At 68.5% G+C, this 15,617-nt stretch carries 16 protein-coding genes and 1 tRNA gene; 6 read left to right on the top strand and 11 right to left on the bottom strand.

Annotated features, from left to right (window positions below; all coding sequences use genetic code 11):
• Positions 1–4: 4 nt before the first annotated feature.
• Positions 5–1,201 carry an ABC transporter substrate-binding protein gene (locus ACYQZ5_RS11300; RefSeq protein WP_379731347.1) on the bottom strand — a complete coding sequence of 399 codons (1,197 nt, stop codon included), beginning with the start codon at positions 1,199–1,201 and terminating at the stop codon, positions 5–7.
• 112 nt (positions 1,202–1,313) lie between these two features.
• Positions 1,314–2,168: a helix-turn-helix transcriptional regulator gene (locus tag ACYQZ5_RS11295; protein ID WP_379731346.1), complete on the bottom strand. Its 855-nt coding sequence runs from the start codon at positions 2,166–2,168 to the stop codon at positions 1,314–1,316.
• Positions 2,169–2,302: 134 nt separating this feature from the next.
• On the opposite strand from ACYQZ5_RS11295, the gene ACYQZ5_RS11290 reads away from it, so the two are divergent.
• Positions 2,303–3,457 (top strand): pyridoxal phosphate-dependent aminotransferase, encoded by a 1,155-nt coding sequence (locus tag ACYQZ5_RS11290; protein WP_379731345.1) that lies wholly within the window; start codon positions 2,303–2,305, stop codon positions 3,455–3,457.
• 434 nt (positions 3,458–3,891) lie between these two features.
• Here the strand turns inward: ACYQZ5_RS11290 and ACYQZ5_RS11285 are convergent, their stop codons facing one another.
• Positions 3,892–4,620 (bottom strand): SDR family NAD(P)-dependent oxidoreductase, encoded by a 729-nt coding sequence (locus ACYQZ5_RS11285; protein ID WP_379731344.1) that lies wholly within the window; start codon positions 4,618–4,620, stop codon positions 3,892–3,894.
• Positions 4,621–4,763: 143 nt separating this feature from the next.
• On the opposite strand from ACYQZ5_RS11285, the gene ACYQZ5_RS11280 reads away from it, so the two are divergent.
• A complete protein-coding gene (locus tag ACYQZ5_RS11280) occupies positions 4,764–5,852 on the top strand; it encodes a molybdopterin-dependent oxidoreductase (protein WP_459846210.1) in 1,089 nt (362 codons plus the stop codon).
• A gap of 41 nt (positions 5,853–5,893) precedes the next feature.
• Positions 5,894–6,388 carry a cupin domain-containing protein gene (locus ACYQZ5_RS11275; RefSeq protein ID WP_379731495.1) on the top strand — a complete coding sequence of 165 codons (495 nt, stop codon included), beginning with the start codon at positions 5,894–5,896 and terminating at the stop codon, positions 6,386–6,388.
• On the opposite strand, the gene ACYQZ5_RS11270 is transcribed toward ACYQZ5_RS11275, so the two are convergent.
• On the bottom strand, positions 6,389–6,640 hold the full coding sequence (locus ACYQZ5_RS11270; RefSeq protein ID WP_379731494.1) for a hypothetical protein: 252 nt from the start codon (positions 6,638–6,640) through the stop codon (positions 6,389–6,391).
• A 64-nt stretch (positions 6,641–6,704) separates the two neighbouring features.
• A complete protein-coding gene (locus ACYQZ5_RS11265) occupies positions 6,705–7,184 on the bottom strand; it encodes an RNA-binding protein (RefSeq protein ID WP_379731493.1) in 480 nt (159 codons plus the stop codon).
• A 126-nt stretch (positions 7,185–7,310) separates the two neighbouring features.
• Between ACYQZ5_RS11265 and ACYQZ5_RS11260 the strand changes: the two genes are divergently transcribed.
• Genes ACYQZ5_RS11260 through ACYQZ5_RS11250 form a run of 3 tightly spaced genes read left to right on the top strand, consistent with a single transcriptional unit; the run spans position 7,311 to position 9,645 of the window.
• On the top strand, positions 7,311–8,618 hold the full coding sequence (locus ACYQZ5_RS11260; protein ID WP_379731492.1) for an RNB domain-containing ribonuclease: 1,308 nt from the start codon (positions 7,311–7,313) through the stop codon (positions 8,616–8,618).
• A 43-nt stretch (positions 8,619–8,661) separates the two neighbouring features.
• Positions 8,662–8,874, top strand: coding sequence for a DUF8149 family protein (locus ACYQZ5_RS11255; protein ID WP_379731491.1), 213 nt, complete (start codon positions 8,662–8,664; stop codon positions 8,872–8,874).
• Positions 8,875–8,913: 39 nt separating this feature from the next.
• Positions 8,914–9,645: a DUF7289 family protein gene (locus ACYQZ5_RS11250; RefSeq protein ID WP_379731490.1), complete on the top strand. Its 732-nt coding sequence runs from the start codon at positions 8,914–8,916 to the stop codon at positions 9,643–9,645.
• 106 nt (positions 9,646–9,751) lie between these two features.
• Here the strand turns inward: ACYQZ5_RS11250 and ACYQZ5_RS11245 are convergent.
• The 6 genes from ACYQZ5_RS11245 to ACYQZ5_RS11220 all read right to left on the bottom strand — a co-directional run bounded on the left by ACYQZ5_RS11245 (position 9,752) and on the right by ACYQZ5_RS11220 (position 15,498).
• Positions 9,752–9,823, bottom strand: a tRNA-Ala gene (locus ACYQZ5_RS11245).
• A gap of 121 nt (positions 9,824–9,944) precedes the next feature.
• On the bottom strand, positions 9,945–10,259 hold the full coding sequence (rpsJ, locus tag ACYQZ5_RS11240; protein WP_053947221.1) for a 30S ribosomal protein S10: 315 nt from the start codon (positions 10,257–10,259) through the stop codon (positions 9,945–9,947).
• Positions 10,260–11,528 carry a translation elongation factor EF-1 subunit alpha gene (gene tuf / locus ACYQZ5_RS11235; RefSeq protein ID WP_379731488.1) on the bottom strand — a complete coding sequence of 423 codons (1,269 nt, stop codon included), beginning with the start codon at positions 11,526–11,528 and terminating at the stop codon, positions 10,260–10,262.
• Positions 11,529–11,654: 126 nt separating this feature from the next.
• Complete coding sequence (locus tag ACYQZ5_RS11230; protein ID WP_459846205.1) at positions 11,655–12,611, bottom strand: homoserine dehydrogenase; 957 nt, start codon at positions 12,609–12,611, stop codon at positions 11,655–11,657.
• A complete protein-coding gene (locus ACYQZ5_RS11225) occupies positions 12,608–13,132 on the bottom strand; it encodes an amino acid-binding protein (protein ID WP_459846203.1) in 525 nt (174 codons plus the stop codon). Before ACYQZ5_RS11225 ends, ACYQZ5_RS11230 begins: the two co-directional genes overlap by 4 nt.
• 176 nt (positions 13,133–13,308) lie before the next feature.
• Entirely contained in the window at positions 13,309–15,498 is a 2,190-nt protein-coding gene (locus ACYQZ5_RS11220; RefSeq protein WP_379732120.1) for an elongation factor EF-2, read from the bottom strand.
• Positions 15,499–15,617 lie beyond the last annotated feature (119 nt).

The following is a 15,617-nucleotide window of genomic DNA, read 5'->3' as shown; positions in this document are numbered from 1 at the left end:
CTGGCTAGAACTCGCCGTTGATAATGTCGCTGACGCGCTGCCGGTCGAACAGCTGTCCCTCCTCGGGCACGTCCTCGACCGGCCCCGGCCACTCGCCGAAGCGGTCCGGCCAGACCATCTTGGCGACCGCCTCAGTGGCGAAGAGGTCGACGATCGGTCCCTGGTACTGGTCGCCGATCCGGAGGATGTTCCCCTCCTGGACGGCGGTGAGGTCCTGCCCGTTCGGATCGTTCTCGAACGGTTCGACGACCTGATCGACGAACTCCTCGTGTGTGCTCGAAACCAGCGACCCCCCGACGGAGATGTAGTCGGGGTCGTACTCCAGCAGCTCCTCGTACCCGATGTAGCCGCCGCCGGGGATCTCCGCGTCGTACGCGTTCTCGAGGCCGAGGCGCTCGAGCGGCTTGGTCTGGTTGTGGTACTGGTGGACGTCCGAGAGGTAGAACTGCCCGGTCGTCGGGTCGACGCCGCGCCACAGCGGGATGACCGAGGGGCGCTCGTCTTCCGGCGGGAGCTCGGCCTCGATGTTCGACATGAACTCCTCGTGGAGCGACTCCCACTGCCGGAAGCGCTCCTGACGCTGGAACACTGTCGCCACCTTCTCGAACACGTCGTAGAGCTCGTAGTAGGTGTCCTGCTGGTTCCCGAACGGGTGGGTCGGACCGAACCGGATCCCCGACGCGACGAACGGGCCAGTCGCGTTTTCGATCTCCTGGATGTCGGCGTCGTCCCAGTCGGTGAACCGACCAAGATTCCGGGGGTCGATGAGGTTCACGTCCGGGGCGGCCGCGTAGAAGTTCTCCTTGTCGTAGCCCGACTCGGAGCCGGACGCCAGGGCCGTGATCTCCTCTTCCTCGAACGTGAGATCGGGGAGGATGTCGTACAGCTTCCGCGGCGCGCGCGCCATGTCCGTCGCCGCCGTCGGCTGGATGCCGAGCGCCATCCCGATGTCGAGGTAGACGCTGGGGATGACCGAGTACGACTCGGGGACCGTCTCGAACGTGAACTCCCCGTGGGGGGCGATCTCGACGGAGTACGGCGTCGGGCTCTCGGTCGCCGTCGGCTCGTCGGTCGCCGTGGCGTCGCTCTCCGACTCCGTCGCCGTCGACTCGGTCGCCGTTTGGGCGCCGCCGCTGCTACAGCCGGCGAGGGCAGCTAACAGTCCTACGCTTCCCGCAAGCAGTTCGCGTCTGCGTGTCATATTCTTAGGTGGGCCTAAAACAACTTAGTGATTCGCGGCTTACGGTGTGGCCCGCCGTGTTCGATGTTCGCGGTGCGTTACGCCGTACAGCCCGTGAACGTCGCCGCCCGGCTCAGTCGCGGTCGGCCAGCGGTACCGCGTTCGCCCGGTAGGCGTCGACGGTTTCGTCGGCCCACGCGACAACGTCGGGGTGGCTACACCGGAGGATGTCGAACCCACGTTCGTCCTCCCGATCGACGGTGAGGAACACGGTTTCGCCGTCGATGAGGTCGATGCTACAGGGGACGCGCTCGTCGACGCTGTAGTACGTCGTCGACCCGACCTGCCGCTCGATCTCCTGCCACCGGTCCCGGAGGTCGGGGTCCTCGATCATCGTCTCGGTCACGTCGCTGTCGAAGACCACCGTCCCGGTCGGATAGTCGCCGGCTCGGACGGCCTCCTCGAACGTGTACATCGGCAGCGAGATGAACGTCCCGAGCAGCGATCGACAGTTCGCGGCGTCCTGCACGGCGTTGGCGACGACGCGGGCGCCCCCCAGCGGATCCGCGCTCCCCTCGGCGACGAGCTCGCTTCCGGCGAGACAGCGGAGCTCGAAGTCGAACCACTCGGTCGGCAGCCGCTCGACCACGTCGGGGTACGACTTCCCGACCGAGACGGTTCCGAGCAGCCGGCTGAAGTCCTGATAGACGAGCTCGCCGAACCCGGTCAGCGAGTACGCACCTCCCGACGCCCGCCGCTGGATGAGCTCCCGTTCTTCCAGATCCCCGAGGATCCGGCTCAGCGTCACCCGAGTCACGCTCGTCGCGTCGTGTAGCTCCTGTCGGCTGCGGGGCCCGTCGCTCAGCAGCGCGAGTACGCGGAGCCGATGTTCCGACCGGGCGAGAAACGCCACCGACTCGACGGCGTCGCCGGACACCGCCGACTCGGGCGCCCCGTCCCGTCGGTTCTCTGCGTCTGTGACCGTCATCTGGTACTACTCTGTTTAGGTGGGCCTAAATCACTTTCCACTCCTCACCAGTCTGATCGATCCGGCGTCCTCGATACCGACGCCCTCGATTCCGGCGGGGGAACTGCCTTTAGGATGCGAGCCGAGGGGCCGGTATGCCCACGCCCACGGAGCGCGTTCGCGCCTGCGAGCGCTCGAAGATCCGCGTGATGTTCGACTTGGCGGAGGCCGCCGACCGCGACCTCGTCCGCCTCGAAGTCGGGGAGCCGGACTTCGACACGCCCGAGCACATCGTCGATGCCGCGGCCGAGGCCGCCCGCGCCGGCGAGACGCACTACACCTCCAACGCCGGCCTGCCTGAGCTCCGGGAGGCCATCTCGGAGACGCTCGACCGGGAGTACGACGTGCGCTACGACCCCGAGCAGTTCGTCGTCACCAACGGCGGGATGGAGGCGCTCCACCTCGCGGTGCTGTCGGTGCTCGGCGCGGGCGAGGAGCTGTTGATCCCCTCGCCCTCGTGGCCGAACTACTGGACGCAGGCCCGACTGGCCGACGGCGTGCCGGTCGAGATTCCGATGCCCGAGGAGACGGGGTACGCGCTCGACGCCGAGCGCGTGATCGAGCGGATGGGCGAGGAGACGGGCGCGGTCGTCCTCTGCTCGCCCGCCAACCCCACGGGACAGCTGCACGACCCCGACGAGATGCGCGCGGTCGTCGACGCCGCGGCCGAGCACGACGCCTACGTGATCGCCGACGAGGTGTACCTCGGACTGACGTACGACCGCGATCCGGTCGGCCTCGCCGCGCTGACGGACCACCCGGAACACGTGCTCACGGTCGGCTCCTGCTCGAAGACGTATGCGATGACGGGCTGGCGGGTCGGCTGGCTCGGGGGGCCGCAAGAGATGATCGACGAGGTGACGAAGATCCACGAGAGCACGACCGCCTGCGCGGGCTCGGTCGCCCAGCACGCCGCGATCGCGGCGCTCACTGGCCCGCAGGAGCCAGTCGAGGAGATGTACGACGCCTTCGCGGAACGCCGGGAGTACGTCGCCGATCGGATCGAGTCGATCGACGGCGTGTCGGCGCCGACGCCGGACGGCGCGTTCTACGCGTTCCTCGACGTGGATCTGCCGGGGAGCAGCCTCGACATCGCCAAGCGCCTGCTCCGGGAGCAGGACGTGGTGCTCGCCCCCGGCGACGGCTTCGGCGAGGCCGGGGAGGGGAAGCTCAGGCTCTCCTTCGCGAACTCGCTGGAGCAGTTGGAGAAGGGGCTGGACGGGATCGAGGCGGCGGTTCGGGAGAACTGACTACTGCGGTTGCTGTGCGGTGGCGCGAAGCGCTCGCGCCTCCGTGCGCCGACCGAGCGCGAGGTCCTCGCGAGTGAAACGAGCGAGGGCACGAGGGAGCTTTGCTCCCTCGGAGGACGAACGAGCGAACGGAGTGAGCGAGTGAGTCGGTTGGGGAGGCGTGTGGGCTGTGCTGGCGGGCGTCCCCGTGAGCGAAGCGAACGGGGGATCAGCGAGACGCGAAGCGTCTCGCAGAGGGACTGAAAGGGGCTGCCCGCTCGGTGACGGCGGCCGACGCAAGCACCGCAGGGAGCGGAGCGACCGAGGAGCGCAGCGAGGCCCCCGAGCCGAGCGGGCAGGGGCTTTCTAGGTGTTGCTAATCACCGAACCTGCAGTCACCGTACCGAATCTCCCGAATCAAGTGCGTTCTCCGGCCAAAACTAACCCACCGAAAACTATCGCATCAACTCCCCGCCGTTCACGTGCAGCGTCTCCCCCGTGACGAACCCCGCGTCCCGCAGGTACGCACACCCGTCGGCGATGTCCTCCACTTGCCCGATCCGGCCGACCGGGATCTCCGCGATCTCCTCGGCCAACTCTTCCTCCGTCCGGTCGCTGACCATGTCCGTCTCGATGTGCCCCGGTGCGACCGCGTTCACCCGGATCTCCGGCGCGAAGTCCCGCGCGTGGCTCTTTGTCAGCGAGAGTAGCGCGCCCTTCGATGCCGCGTAGTGGACCTCGATCGGCGCGCCCGTGAACGCGAGGATCGACGAGACGTTCACCACCGACGGGCCGTCTCCCGACTCCCGCAGGTGCGGTAACGCGGCCTTCGTGACGTTGAACGCGCTGTTGACGTTCACGTCCATCACGCGGTCGAAGTCCTCCGGAGCGAGCTCCTCCGTGAACACGTGCTGGTCGATCCCGGCGTTGTTGACCACGTGATCGACGCCGTCGAACGCCGCGGCGGCCTCTTCGACCAGTCGCTCGGCCGCCGCCGGATCGGAGACGTCGGCGCCGACGACGACCGCCTCCTGTCCCGCCGCCCTGACGCGCTCGGCGGTCTCCTCGGCTTTCGCCTCGCTGGTGTGGTAGTTCACCGCGACGTCGTAGCCGTCGGCGGCGTAGCGTTCCGCCACGCCGCGACCGATACCCCTCGACGAGCCGGTGACGATGGCTGCTGGCACGTTCGCCCATCGTCGCTGCGGCACTTGGCTGTCGGGGTGGCGGCGACGGCGGCCGAAAGCGCCGGTTGCTCCGCGACTCGCCGATCGTTCCGCGCATTGCCGGCCGCGACGCACTCTTGGCCGTGGGAGTCCAACCCACGATCATGCGCGGCTCCAGCCGCCTGCGCCGCCTCGCCCCGCCGCCGCGAGCGGTGGATTGGGCGATCCTCGTCGCCGTCGCGAGCGCCGTCGCGACGGGGCTGCTCGCGTGGACCGGCTGGCTCCCGCCGGCGCTTTTGGTCGACCTGCACGGCGTCGTCGGTCTCACGATCGCCGGGCTGCTCGTCTTCAAGTTCGCCCGCGTCGCCCGGCGCGTGCTGGATCGCGGGCAGTGGGATCGTGCGACGCCGATCTCCGTCCTCCTCGGCATCGTCGCCGTCGCCGCACTCGTCTCCGGCGTGTTCTGGGGAGTGGGGGGGAACGTCCCGATCGGCCCGTGGACGACCCTCAACGCCCACGTCGGCTTGGGCCTGCTCGCGATCCCGATCCTGCTCGTCCACCTCCGTGCCCGGCTACGACTTCCCTCGCGAACCGACGCCTCCCGGCGGAGCGCGCTCCGGATCGGCGGGCTGCTCGTCGCCGGGACGCTCGTCTGGCGCCTGAGCGAGGCAGTCACTGCCGTCAGAGGAGTGACGATCCGCGACACCGGCTCGAAGCCGACCGGGGAGCTGTACGACACCGAGACGGAGGGCGGTTCGTTCCCCGTCACCTCGTGGGTCGCCGACGACCCCGAGCCGATCGACCGCGCCGAGTGGACGCTCACGGTCGCGGGGCTGGACGGCGACGGCGGCGAGATGGCGTACGGCGACCTGCTCGCCGCCGCCGGCGACGAGCGGCGGGCGACGCTCGACTGCACCAGCGGCTGGTACACGATCCAGAACTGGGAGGGCGTCCGCGTCGGCGACCTGCTGGACGAGGCCGGCGTCGACACCGGCACCGAGGAAGCACGCTGGGTGCGGTTCGTCAGCGTCACCGGCTACCGCTGGAGCCTCCCCGTCGCGGAGGCCCGCGAGGCGCTGCTTTCGACGGCGATCGACGGCTCGCGGCTCGCCCACGGCCACGGCGGGCCCGCGCGGCTGGTCGCCCCCGAGCGCCGGGGGTTCCAGTGGGTGAAGTGGGTCGAACGCGTCGAACTCCGGCGCGATCCCGACCCGGCGCAGTGGGCAGTGACGCTCGTGAGCGGCTTCGACTGATCGCGGCGCGGCTTTTTGTCCGTTCGCTCCACCACCCGACTATGGAGCGTCTCGCAGTCGACGAGATGGACGACCGGATCGGCCCCGCCGCGGTGGTCCGGAGCCTCACGGAACCGCTCGGGCTGACCGATCTCGCGATGAACTACTACGAACTGGAGCCGGGCGACTCCTTCGCGTACGCCTACCACAGTCACGAGATTCAGGAGGAGGTGTTTTACGTGATCGAGGGGACGGCGACGTTCGAGACCGAGGCCGGCGACGTTGAGGTGGAGTCCGGCGAAGCGGTCCGGTTCGGTCCCGAGGAGTTCCAGCGCGGTTGGAACCGCGGCGACGAGCGCGTCGTCGCGATCGCGCTGGGCGCGCCGCTTTCGTACGGCGAGTCGGTGACGCTGCGCCACTGCCCGGACTGTGAGGAGGAAACCGATAACGACCTCGGCCGCGCGGACGACGAGGCGGCGATCGTCGCCCACTGCACGCGCTGTGGCACCGAGACGGGTCGCTGGTACCGCGGCTCGATGCCCGGCGAGGTGCCCTGACTACTCGTCCGTCGAGCCGTCGGCCGTCGCGGGCCCGCTTTCACCCTCGCGGTCGCGCTCCCGGTCGGCGAGGATCGCGAAGCCCGGGAGGCCGATCCCGAGGCCGAGGGCGAACGGCACCCAGAACAGCGGCTCGCCGACGAACAGCAGCGCCAGCGAGAACACGAACGCGCCGATCACCGAGAACCCCGCCAGCCGGTCGAGCCGGTAGCTCCGCGCGGTGTCGCCCTCGGCCTCGGAGTGTTCGCTCATGCACCCACCGAGGTCGCGCGCGCTCAAAGGGACTGTGTTCCGGCGACGGAACCGGGATCGCCGCTCACACCGAGAACTCGTACACGTCGTCGCCCACGTGGTGCAGCGACTCGATCACCTTCCCGCTGTCGCCGGTCATCTCCTCGCCGCCGACCAGCGCGCGCCCGACCGCCAGCGCCTTGCCGTGGCTCTCCTCGACGATCACGACGAGGTCGCCCTCCTCGATCGTCTCGTCGGCCTCGGTGATCCCCGGGCGCATCACGTCGGCGCCGTTGCTCACGAACGACACCGCGCCGGCGTCGACGGTGACGACCCCCTCCGCGGGCGGGTGGGCGTTGGCCCCGCGGACGGAGAGGAACGGCTCGCCGTCGTAGTACAGCACGTCCGGGTCGCCGTCGACCAGCACCACGTCGAACTCGGTGTCCTCCAGCTCCACCAGCTCGTAGGTGTCGGCGTCCAGTTCGACGCCCAGCCCCTCGCTGAGCGCGTCCTCGATCTCGGCCACGGCGTCGCTGCGCAGGTGGTGGCGGGAGCTGATCTCCATACCCGCCTGTGGGCCGTCTCGGGGGATAAATCGCCCGCTCCGAACCGCGCCCCCGCGCCCGGAAGCGGGGCGACGACGCCCCGGTCGCCCCGAAACGCCTACCTGCCGGCTCCGCCAACGGCACCCATGAGCGAAACTGACGACGCCCAGGCCGAGGCCGGCACCGCCGAGGGGCAGGGCCCCGTGCTGATCTCCGAGGCCCTCGACGAGGCGCTGGCTGAGAAACGCGAGGAGCTGTTCGAGGAGTTCGACCTCCGCGACGAGTTCCCGCCCGCAGTGATGCGGGAGGCAGAGCGCCGAATCGAGAACGTCGAACAGGAGATACAGGACGAACTCGACGACCGGCAGGACCTCCGGGACCTGACGGCGTGGACCACCGACCCCGCGGACGCACAGGACTTCGACGACGCCCTCTCCGTCGAGGAGCACGACGACGAGTACGTGCTCTACGTCCACATCGCGGACGTGAGCCACTACGTCCACCCGGACTCGCTGATGTGGGAGGAGGCCGTCGAGCGCTGTAACACCGTCTACCTGCCGGGGTACACCACCCACATGCTCCCGCCGGCGCTCGCGGAGACGGTCTGCTCGCTCGTCCCCGAGGAGGACCGACTCGCCCACACCGTCGAGATGCATCTCGACAAGGAGGAGCTCTCCTTCGAGGAGATCGACATCTACAAGTCCGTCATCAACTCCGACGAGCGGCTCACCTACACCCAGTGTGAGCACCGGCTCGACGACGAGGACGCGCCGCTGCACGAGGAGAACACGCTGGCGTTCGACCTCGCCGACCGCATGCACGAACAGCGGAAGGCGGACGGATCGCTCGTGCTGAACCCCCGTCGGGACCGCGCCCACACGATGATCGAGGAGTGCATGCTCAAGGCGAACAAGGCGGTGACGCACACGCTGATGTGGGACCGCGGCGTCGAGGCGATGTACCGCGTCCACCCCCAGCCCACCCCGGACCAGTGGAACGAGGCGCTGAAGGAGATCCAGGAGCTCGACGGCGTCTCCATCCCGGGCGAGGCCTTCGGGGACGACCCGCGGAAGGCGGTCAACGCCGCGCTGGAGGAGTCGCCCGGCCGCTCGCTGGACAAGATCCAGCGCGCCGTGCTGAAGGTGATGCCCCGGGCGAAGTACATGAACGACCCCTTCGGCGGCCACCACGCGCTCAACTTCGACATCTACGGCCACTTCACCTCGCCCATCCGGCGGCTCTCGGACCTGATCAACCACTGGATCGTCCACACAAACGAGGTGCCCGAGGATCTCGTCGAACTCTGTGACCGCGCGTCGGACAAGCAGAAGGACGGCGAAACCGCCGAACGGCTGTACAAGCAGTTCATGCAGGAACAGGGACTCGACCCCCACGCCGTGAACAACCGCGGCGTGGAGGTCGTGCCGGCCGAGGAGGCCGACCACGACGTGTAGGCCCCACCCGGGCGCTTATGGTCGCGGCTGCCGACTCACGAGTATGAGCGACGACGACGGCCCGCAGGTACCGATCCACTGTCCCGAGTGTGAGACCACCACTCGCGTCCCCCTCTCGGATCTCGCGGACCGGATCGAGGCCCACAACGAATCGGTCCACGACGGCGACGACGTGGCCCAAGTCGACCCGGGCGTCGCCGAGCAGTTCCAGAACGTCCTGCTCGAGGAGTCGGGGCTGCTCGAGGACGACGCCTGACTGCCGAACGCTTATGCCCACGCTGACCGAGGTTCGAGCGTGATCCGTGATCGCCGCGGGGTGAGCGACACCGTCGGCTTCGTGCTCGTGTTCTCGCTCGTGTTGCTCACCGTCGGGACCGTCCTCACCGTCGGTTACGGCGGCTTACAGGACGTGCGCGACGCCGAACGGGTCAACAACGCCCAGCGGGCGTTCGACGTCCTCGCCAACAACATCGAGGACATCACCGCCCGCGGCGCCCCCAGCCGCGGCACGGAGATCCGGCTCGCCGAGGCCAGCCTCGGCCGGGGGGAGCCGACGGTACTGAACGTCTCGGCCGAGGGGGACTCGCTGGCGTTCTCGACGGGGAACGACAGTCTTGACTCCATCGTGTACGAGGCCGAGGGGACGCGCATCCGCTACGCCGGCGGCGCGGTGACGCGGATCCAGTCCGACGGCTCGGTGATGCTCGTCGAGCCGAACTTCGTGATCTCCGAACGGCGGGTGATCCTCCCGGTCGTGGAGTTGGTCGTCGAACAGCGTCGCATCGCCGGGTCACGCACGGTGCTGGTCCGGTCGGTCCGAACGAACCGCAACGTGGAGCTCGACGAAACGGATGTCGACCAGCTCGACCTCAACTTCACGACCCCGGCGACTGACGCGTGGGCGGGGTACCTCGAGGACGGGGGGATGAACTGCTCGCGTCCCGCCGACGACCGGCTCTCCTGTTCGGCCGAGGACCTCGACAGCGTCCAAGTGATCCGGTTCACGATCGAGGTCACGTTCGGCTGAGGAGAGGGTCGGAAGGATCGGGTTTCTGCTGTCGATCGACGACGACGGACCTTCGGGAGTAACGCAGCTATGAGTGAACTCTCAGCGAGTGAGAGAACGGGAGGAGTGGACTCGCTGGGATTTGAACCCAGGGCCTCTTCCTTGCGAAGGAAGCGATCTACCACTGATCTACGAGCCCGCAGTCGAATCGAGGCGGGGGAGCGGTTTGAACGTTGCGCTTCCACGCCGTCGCGCTACCGCCGAGCACGCCGACCCAGCAGTCGCTGGCCGGCGTGAGAAAACGTGAGAACGGGAGAGGTTCAGTCCTCGAGGACGATCTCGATCGAGACGTCGTTCGGGACCTGAATCCGCATCAGCTGGCGGAGTGCGCGCTCGTCCGCGTCGATGTCGATGAGCCGCTTGTGGACCCGCATCTCCCAGTGCTCCCACGTGGCGGTCCCCTCGCCGTCGGGGGACTTCCGCGAGGGAACGTTGAGCTCCGTCGTCGGGAGCGGGATGGGGCCGGACAGCGAGACGCCCGTCTTCTCCGCGATCTCGCGGACGTCGTCACAGATGTCGTCCAGGTCCTCGGGGCTGGTCCCCGTGAGACGGACGCGGGCCTGTTGCTCGGGCATCTATCGCTCGTCGACGCTCAGGACCTTGCCGGCCGCGATGGTCTGACCCATGTCGCGGATGGCGAAGCTCCCCAGCTCCGGGATCTCGCTCGACGGCTCGATCGAGAGGGGCTTTTGCGGGCGGACGGTGACGACCGCGGCGTCGCCGGACTTGATGAAGTCCGGGTCCTCCTCGGCGACCTCGCCGGTCGACGGGTCGATCTTCTGGTCGATCGACTCGATCGTACACGCGACCTGCGCGGTGTGGGCGTGGAACACCGGCGTGTAGCCGGCGGTGATCACGCTCGGGTGCTGCATGACGACGACCTGCGCCTGGAACGTCTCCGCGACGCTGGGCGGGTCGTCGGCCGGGCCACAGACGTCGCCACGGCGGATGTCGTCCTTGCCGATGCCGCGGACGTTGAACCCGACGTTGTCACCGGGCGCAGCGCTGGGCACCTCCTCGTGGTGCATCTCGATCGTCTTCACCTCGCCGCCCACGTCGGACGGCTGGAAGGAGACGTTGTCGCCCGTGTTGAGCGTCCCCGTCTCGATCCGTCCGACCGGGACGGTCCCGATACCGGAGATGGTGTAGACGTCCTGGATCGGCAGTCGGAGCGGCGCGTCCGTCGGCGGCTCCGGCTCCGGCAGGTCGTTGAGGGCCTCCAGCAGGGTCGGGCCGTCGTACCAGCCCGTGTTCTCCGAGGCCTCGGAGACGTTGTCACCCTCGAACGCGGAGATCGGGATGAACGTCGTGTCGTCGGTCGCGAACTGGACCTGGTTCAGCAGGTCCTCGACCTCGCCGATGACCTCCTTGTAGGAGTCCTCGCTGTAGTCGACGAGGTCCATCTTGTTCACGCCGATGATGAGCTCGTTGATACCCAGCGTGCGGGCCAGGAACACGTGCTCTCGGGTCTGGGGCGCGACGCCGTCGTCGGCCGCGACGACGAGCACCGCGTTGTCGGCCTGCGAGGCGCCCGTGATCATGTTCTTCACGAAGTCACGGTGGCCCGGACAGTCGACGATGGTGAAGTAGTACTCGTCGGTGTCGAACTCCTGGTGGGCGATGTCGATGGTGACACCTCGCTCTCGCTCCTCGGCGAGGTTGTCCATGACGTAGGCGAACTCGAAGCCGCCCTTGCCCTTCTCCTCGGCTTCCTCTTTGTGCTGCTCGATGACGTGCTCGGGGACGCTCCCTGTCTCGTAGAGGAGCCGGCCCACGAGCGTACTCTTCCCGTGGTCGACGTGGCCGATAATGGCCAAGTTCTGGTGCGGTTTGTCTTCGCTCATGGTGGATTCACGCGCTAAAGGCGCTGTAGGGAAACGTTCGGCAGAACGCCGTAAAACCATTTCGATACGCCCGGCCGTAATCCGGCCGTGTACGGCGGTTTGTGCCACTGTACCGTGGTTCTGGTCTCAGCGCGGGGGGAGCCGCCCCACGTCGGACAGCACCGCAGACGCCGTCTCTGGCCCGCCGGCGCCGTGTCCCGAGATGTTCAGCCGGCCGGCGTGATCGGTCTCGATCTGGACGATGTTCTGGGTGCCGGTCACCGCGAGCGTCCCGTTCTCGGGCACTAACCGCGGCCCGACCCGGACGCCGTCGGGCGTCGCCTCGGCGATCAGCCGAACCGTCCGCCCGTCCTCGCCCGCCAGCGAGAGCGCGCTCGCCGGCAGCGACTCGATCCCCTCGACCTCGGCGTCGTCGAGCGTGAGCGCCGCCCGGTCCCGGGCCTCCCGGAGCACGTTCGCGACGATCACGCCCTTGAGCGCGGCGTCCGTCCCGTCGACGTCGAACGTCGGGTCGGCCTCCGCGACGCCCAAGTCTTGGGCCTCCGAAAGCACGTGGTCGTAGCTCAGCCCCTCGGCGGCCATCCGCGAGAGCACGAAGTTCGCGGTGCCGTTGAGCACGCCACGAACGCGGTCGACCCGGTTCGGACCCACGTCCTCGACGGTCCGGACCGCCGGGATCGCGCCGCCGACGGTCGCCTCGAACCGGAGTTCGCCCTCGCTCGCCCGGACTGCGTCACGGAGTTCGTCGTAGCGCTCGGCGACCGGTCCCTTGTTCGCCAGCACGACGTGGCGGTCGCGGTCGAGCGCCGCGACGGCGTTGGAGAAGCCGGGCTCGGCGTCGCCCAGCGTCGTCGGCGTCGCCTCGACCAGCGCGTCGTACTCCGCCCCCAGTAACGCCTCGTATGGCTCCTCGCCGACCGCTCCCGTCTCGGACTTCCGGGCGAGCGCGGCCTCCACGTCCACCGGATCGCCAAGCGCCGCGCCGGTCGAGTCGGCGAGGCCGACGACCTCGTGGCCGTGCTCGCTGGCCAGCTCCGCGACCGATCGACCGACCGCACCGACGCCGACGATCGCCAGCCTCATCCGCTCGCCTCCAGCGGTTCGACGACGGTCAGCCCCTTGCGGTCGGCGATCTTCCGTACCTGTTCCAGTGCGGCCCCGCGCTCGCCCGAGCGAGCGCCCAGCCGCAGGTACGCGCTCGACACCGCCTCCACGCCGTCGGGCGCCGACAGCGAGAGCTCCTCGACGGCGACCGTCGACGCGCTCTCGATCTCCCGCAGCGTCTCCGAGAGGTCCGTGTCGACCAGATGGCCGCTCAACAGCACCCGGAACGCCTCGCCGTAGTACTCCTCGTCGGCGGCGACGACGGTCACGCCACGGTCCCGCAGCCCGTCGATCACGTCGTCGAACCGCTCGGCCGGGCAGTCCAGCGCCACCTCGACCGGGATGCGCCCGCCGGGTGTGCGACTCCCGCGCTCGTGGAACACCGAGAGGAGGTTCCCCCCGTGCTCGGCGATGGGTTCGAGCGCGGCCGCGAGCTCGCCCGGCTCGTCGTCGAGTTCGAGCCGGAGCGTGTGTGTCGTCACCCCGTCGGCGCGGCTCATCGTGGTACGACACCCCCGGGGATCGACTGTGGACGGAACACGGACGGACGGAACGCCGGGGTGGACATAAGCCTTCTCGGGGTGTGGCAACCGCGCCGCCCGCGGACGGCGCCGTCGCTGGGGAGGTTCGAAAAGAGAGCGAAGAGAACCGCAGGCCGTCGACTCGGGCCGCCGACTTAGATGTAGTCGACCGACTCGGGGAGCTCGAGCTTCATCCCCTTGCGCTCGCGGATCTCCATGATCTGCTCGCGCTGGAGGTTGTCGGCCATCACGCGGAAGCCGGCGTTCTCGGTGTTCCAGGACGCACGACCCTCGGTCGCGCTCCGGATGTCGCTGGAGAAGCCGATCATCTCCTCGACGGGCGCGACGCCCTCGACGACCATCAGGCCGCCCTCCTGGTACATGTCGTCGACGCGGCCACGGCGACCCTGAATCTCGCCGGAGGCGGCGCCCATGTGCTCGCTGGGCACGTCGATCCGGACGTTCTGGATCGGCTCCAGCAGCCGGATCTCGCCGTCGATCAGCGCGTGGTGGACCGCCTCGCGGACGGCGGGGATCACCTGCGCGGGACCGCGGTGGATGGTGTCCTCGTGGAGGCGGGCGTCGTGCAGGCGGAGCAGCGTCCCCTGCACGGGCTCGGCGGCCAGCGGGCCGTCGTCGAGCGCCTCCTGCAGGCCCTCGACCACCAGCTCCATCGTCTCGTTCAGGTGCTGGATCCCCTTCGTGTCGTCGATGAGGATGTTCGTCCCGTGGATGTGCTCCACGTTCTGGGACGTCTCCTTGTCCATGCCGGCCTCCTGCAGCGCCTCACGGCGCTCCAGTTCGGGCATGTCCATGGAGACCTCGCCGAGCTGGATCGCGTCGACGATCTCCTGCCCCATCGGGTGGATGGAGATGTAGAACTTGTTGTGGCGGTTGGGCGAGACGCCCTCGACCTCCCGGGACTCCTCCTGGGGCTGCTCGCGGAACACGACGATCGGTTCGCCGGTGTTGACCGGGATGCCCTGCTCCTTCTCGATGCGCTGGGTGATCACTTCGAGGTGGAGCTCGCCCTGCCCGCTGATCAGGTGCTCGCCGGTGTCCTCGTTGATCTCGATCTGGATCGTCGGGTCCTCCTTGGCGACCTGCTGGAGCGTCTCGATCAGCTTCGGCAGGTCGTCCATGGTCTGGGCCTCGACGGACTTCGTGATCACCGGCTCCGAGATGTGCTCGATCGACTCGAACGGCGTCATCTCCGTGGAGGAGACCGTCGAGCCGGCGATGGCGTCGCGCAGCCCCGTGACCGAGGCGATGTTCCCCGCGGGGACGCGATCCACTTCCTCGCGTTCGCTCCCCATGAACAGCCCGACGGACTGGATCCGGTTCTTGCCGGCGGTGCCGGAGACGAACAGATCCTGCCCCTTCTCCAGCGTGCCGGAGAAGACACGACCCGTCGCGATCTCGCCGGCGTGGGGGTCCATCGAGATGTCGGTCACCATGAACACGACCTCGCCGTCCTCGTTGACCAGCCGCATGTCCTCCGCGAGTTCGGACTCGGAGTCGCCGCGCCAGATGCGCGGGACACGACGGGGCTGGGCGTCGACGGGGTTGGGGAAGTGCTCACAGACCATGTCGAGCACAACGTCCGACAGCGGCGAGCGCTCGTGGAGCTCGTCGCGCTTGTCGTTGCGCTCCATCTCGATGATGTCCTCGAAGGAGATGCCGGTGCGCTGCATCGACGGCATCGAGACGCCCCACTTGTACAGCGCGGAGCCGAAGCCGACGGTGCCGTCCTCGACGGAGACGGTCCAGTCGTCGTCGATGTCGTCCATCTCCTCGATCATCCCGCGGATCAGCTCGTTCACGTCGGAGATGACCCCGAGCAGGCGCTCCTGCATCTCCTCCTCGCCCTCCTGGAGCTCGGAGATCAGGCGGTCGACCTTGTTGATGAACAGGGTCGGCTTCACGCCCTCGCGGAGTGCCTGTCGCAGCACCGTCTCCGTCTGGGGCATGGCGCCCTCGACGGCGTCCACGACGACGAGCGCGCCGTCGACGGCACGCATCGCCCGGGTCACGTCGCCACCGAAGTCGACGTGGCCCGGCGTGTCGATGAGGTTGATGAGGTGGTTGGTGCCCTCGTACTCGTGGGTCATCGAGACGTTCGCCGCGTCGATGGTGATCCCACGCTCCTGTTCGTCCTCCTTCGTGTCCATCGCCAGCTGCTCGCCGGCGGTGCCCTCGGAGATCATCCCCGCACCCGCGAGGAGGTTGTCCGAAAGCGTCGTCTTCCCGTGGTCGACGTGGGCGGCGATGGCGATGTTCCGGATGTTCTCCGGGGTGTCCATCAGCCGCTCACATTCTTGGACAATTTTCTTACGTCGGCCCATTGGGGTGGGATACCCGTGGCGGGGTCAAAAGGGTAGTGTTTCACGTAGCGGGTGTGCCACCGACACACGCCTCTGTGGCCGCCACAGCGGGCGATTCTGTGACTCCGTCGGAACCGCGG

It is taken from the genome of Halolamina salina (assembly GCF_054653455.1).
The sequence above is the reverse complement of the archived record's forward strand: the minus strand, read 5'-3'. Positions and strand labels throughout refer to the sequence as shown.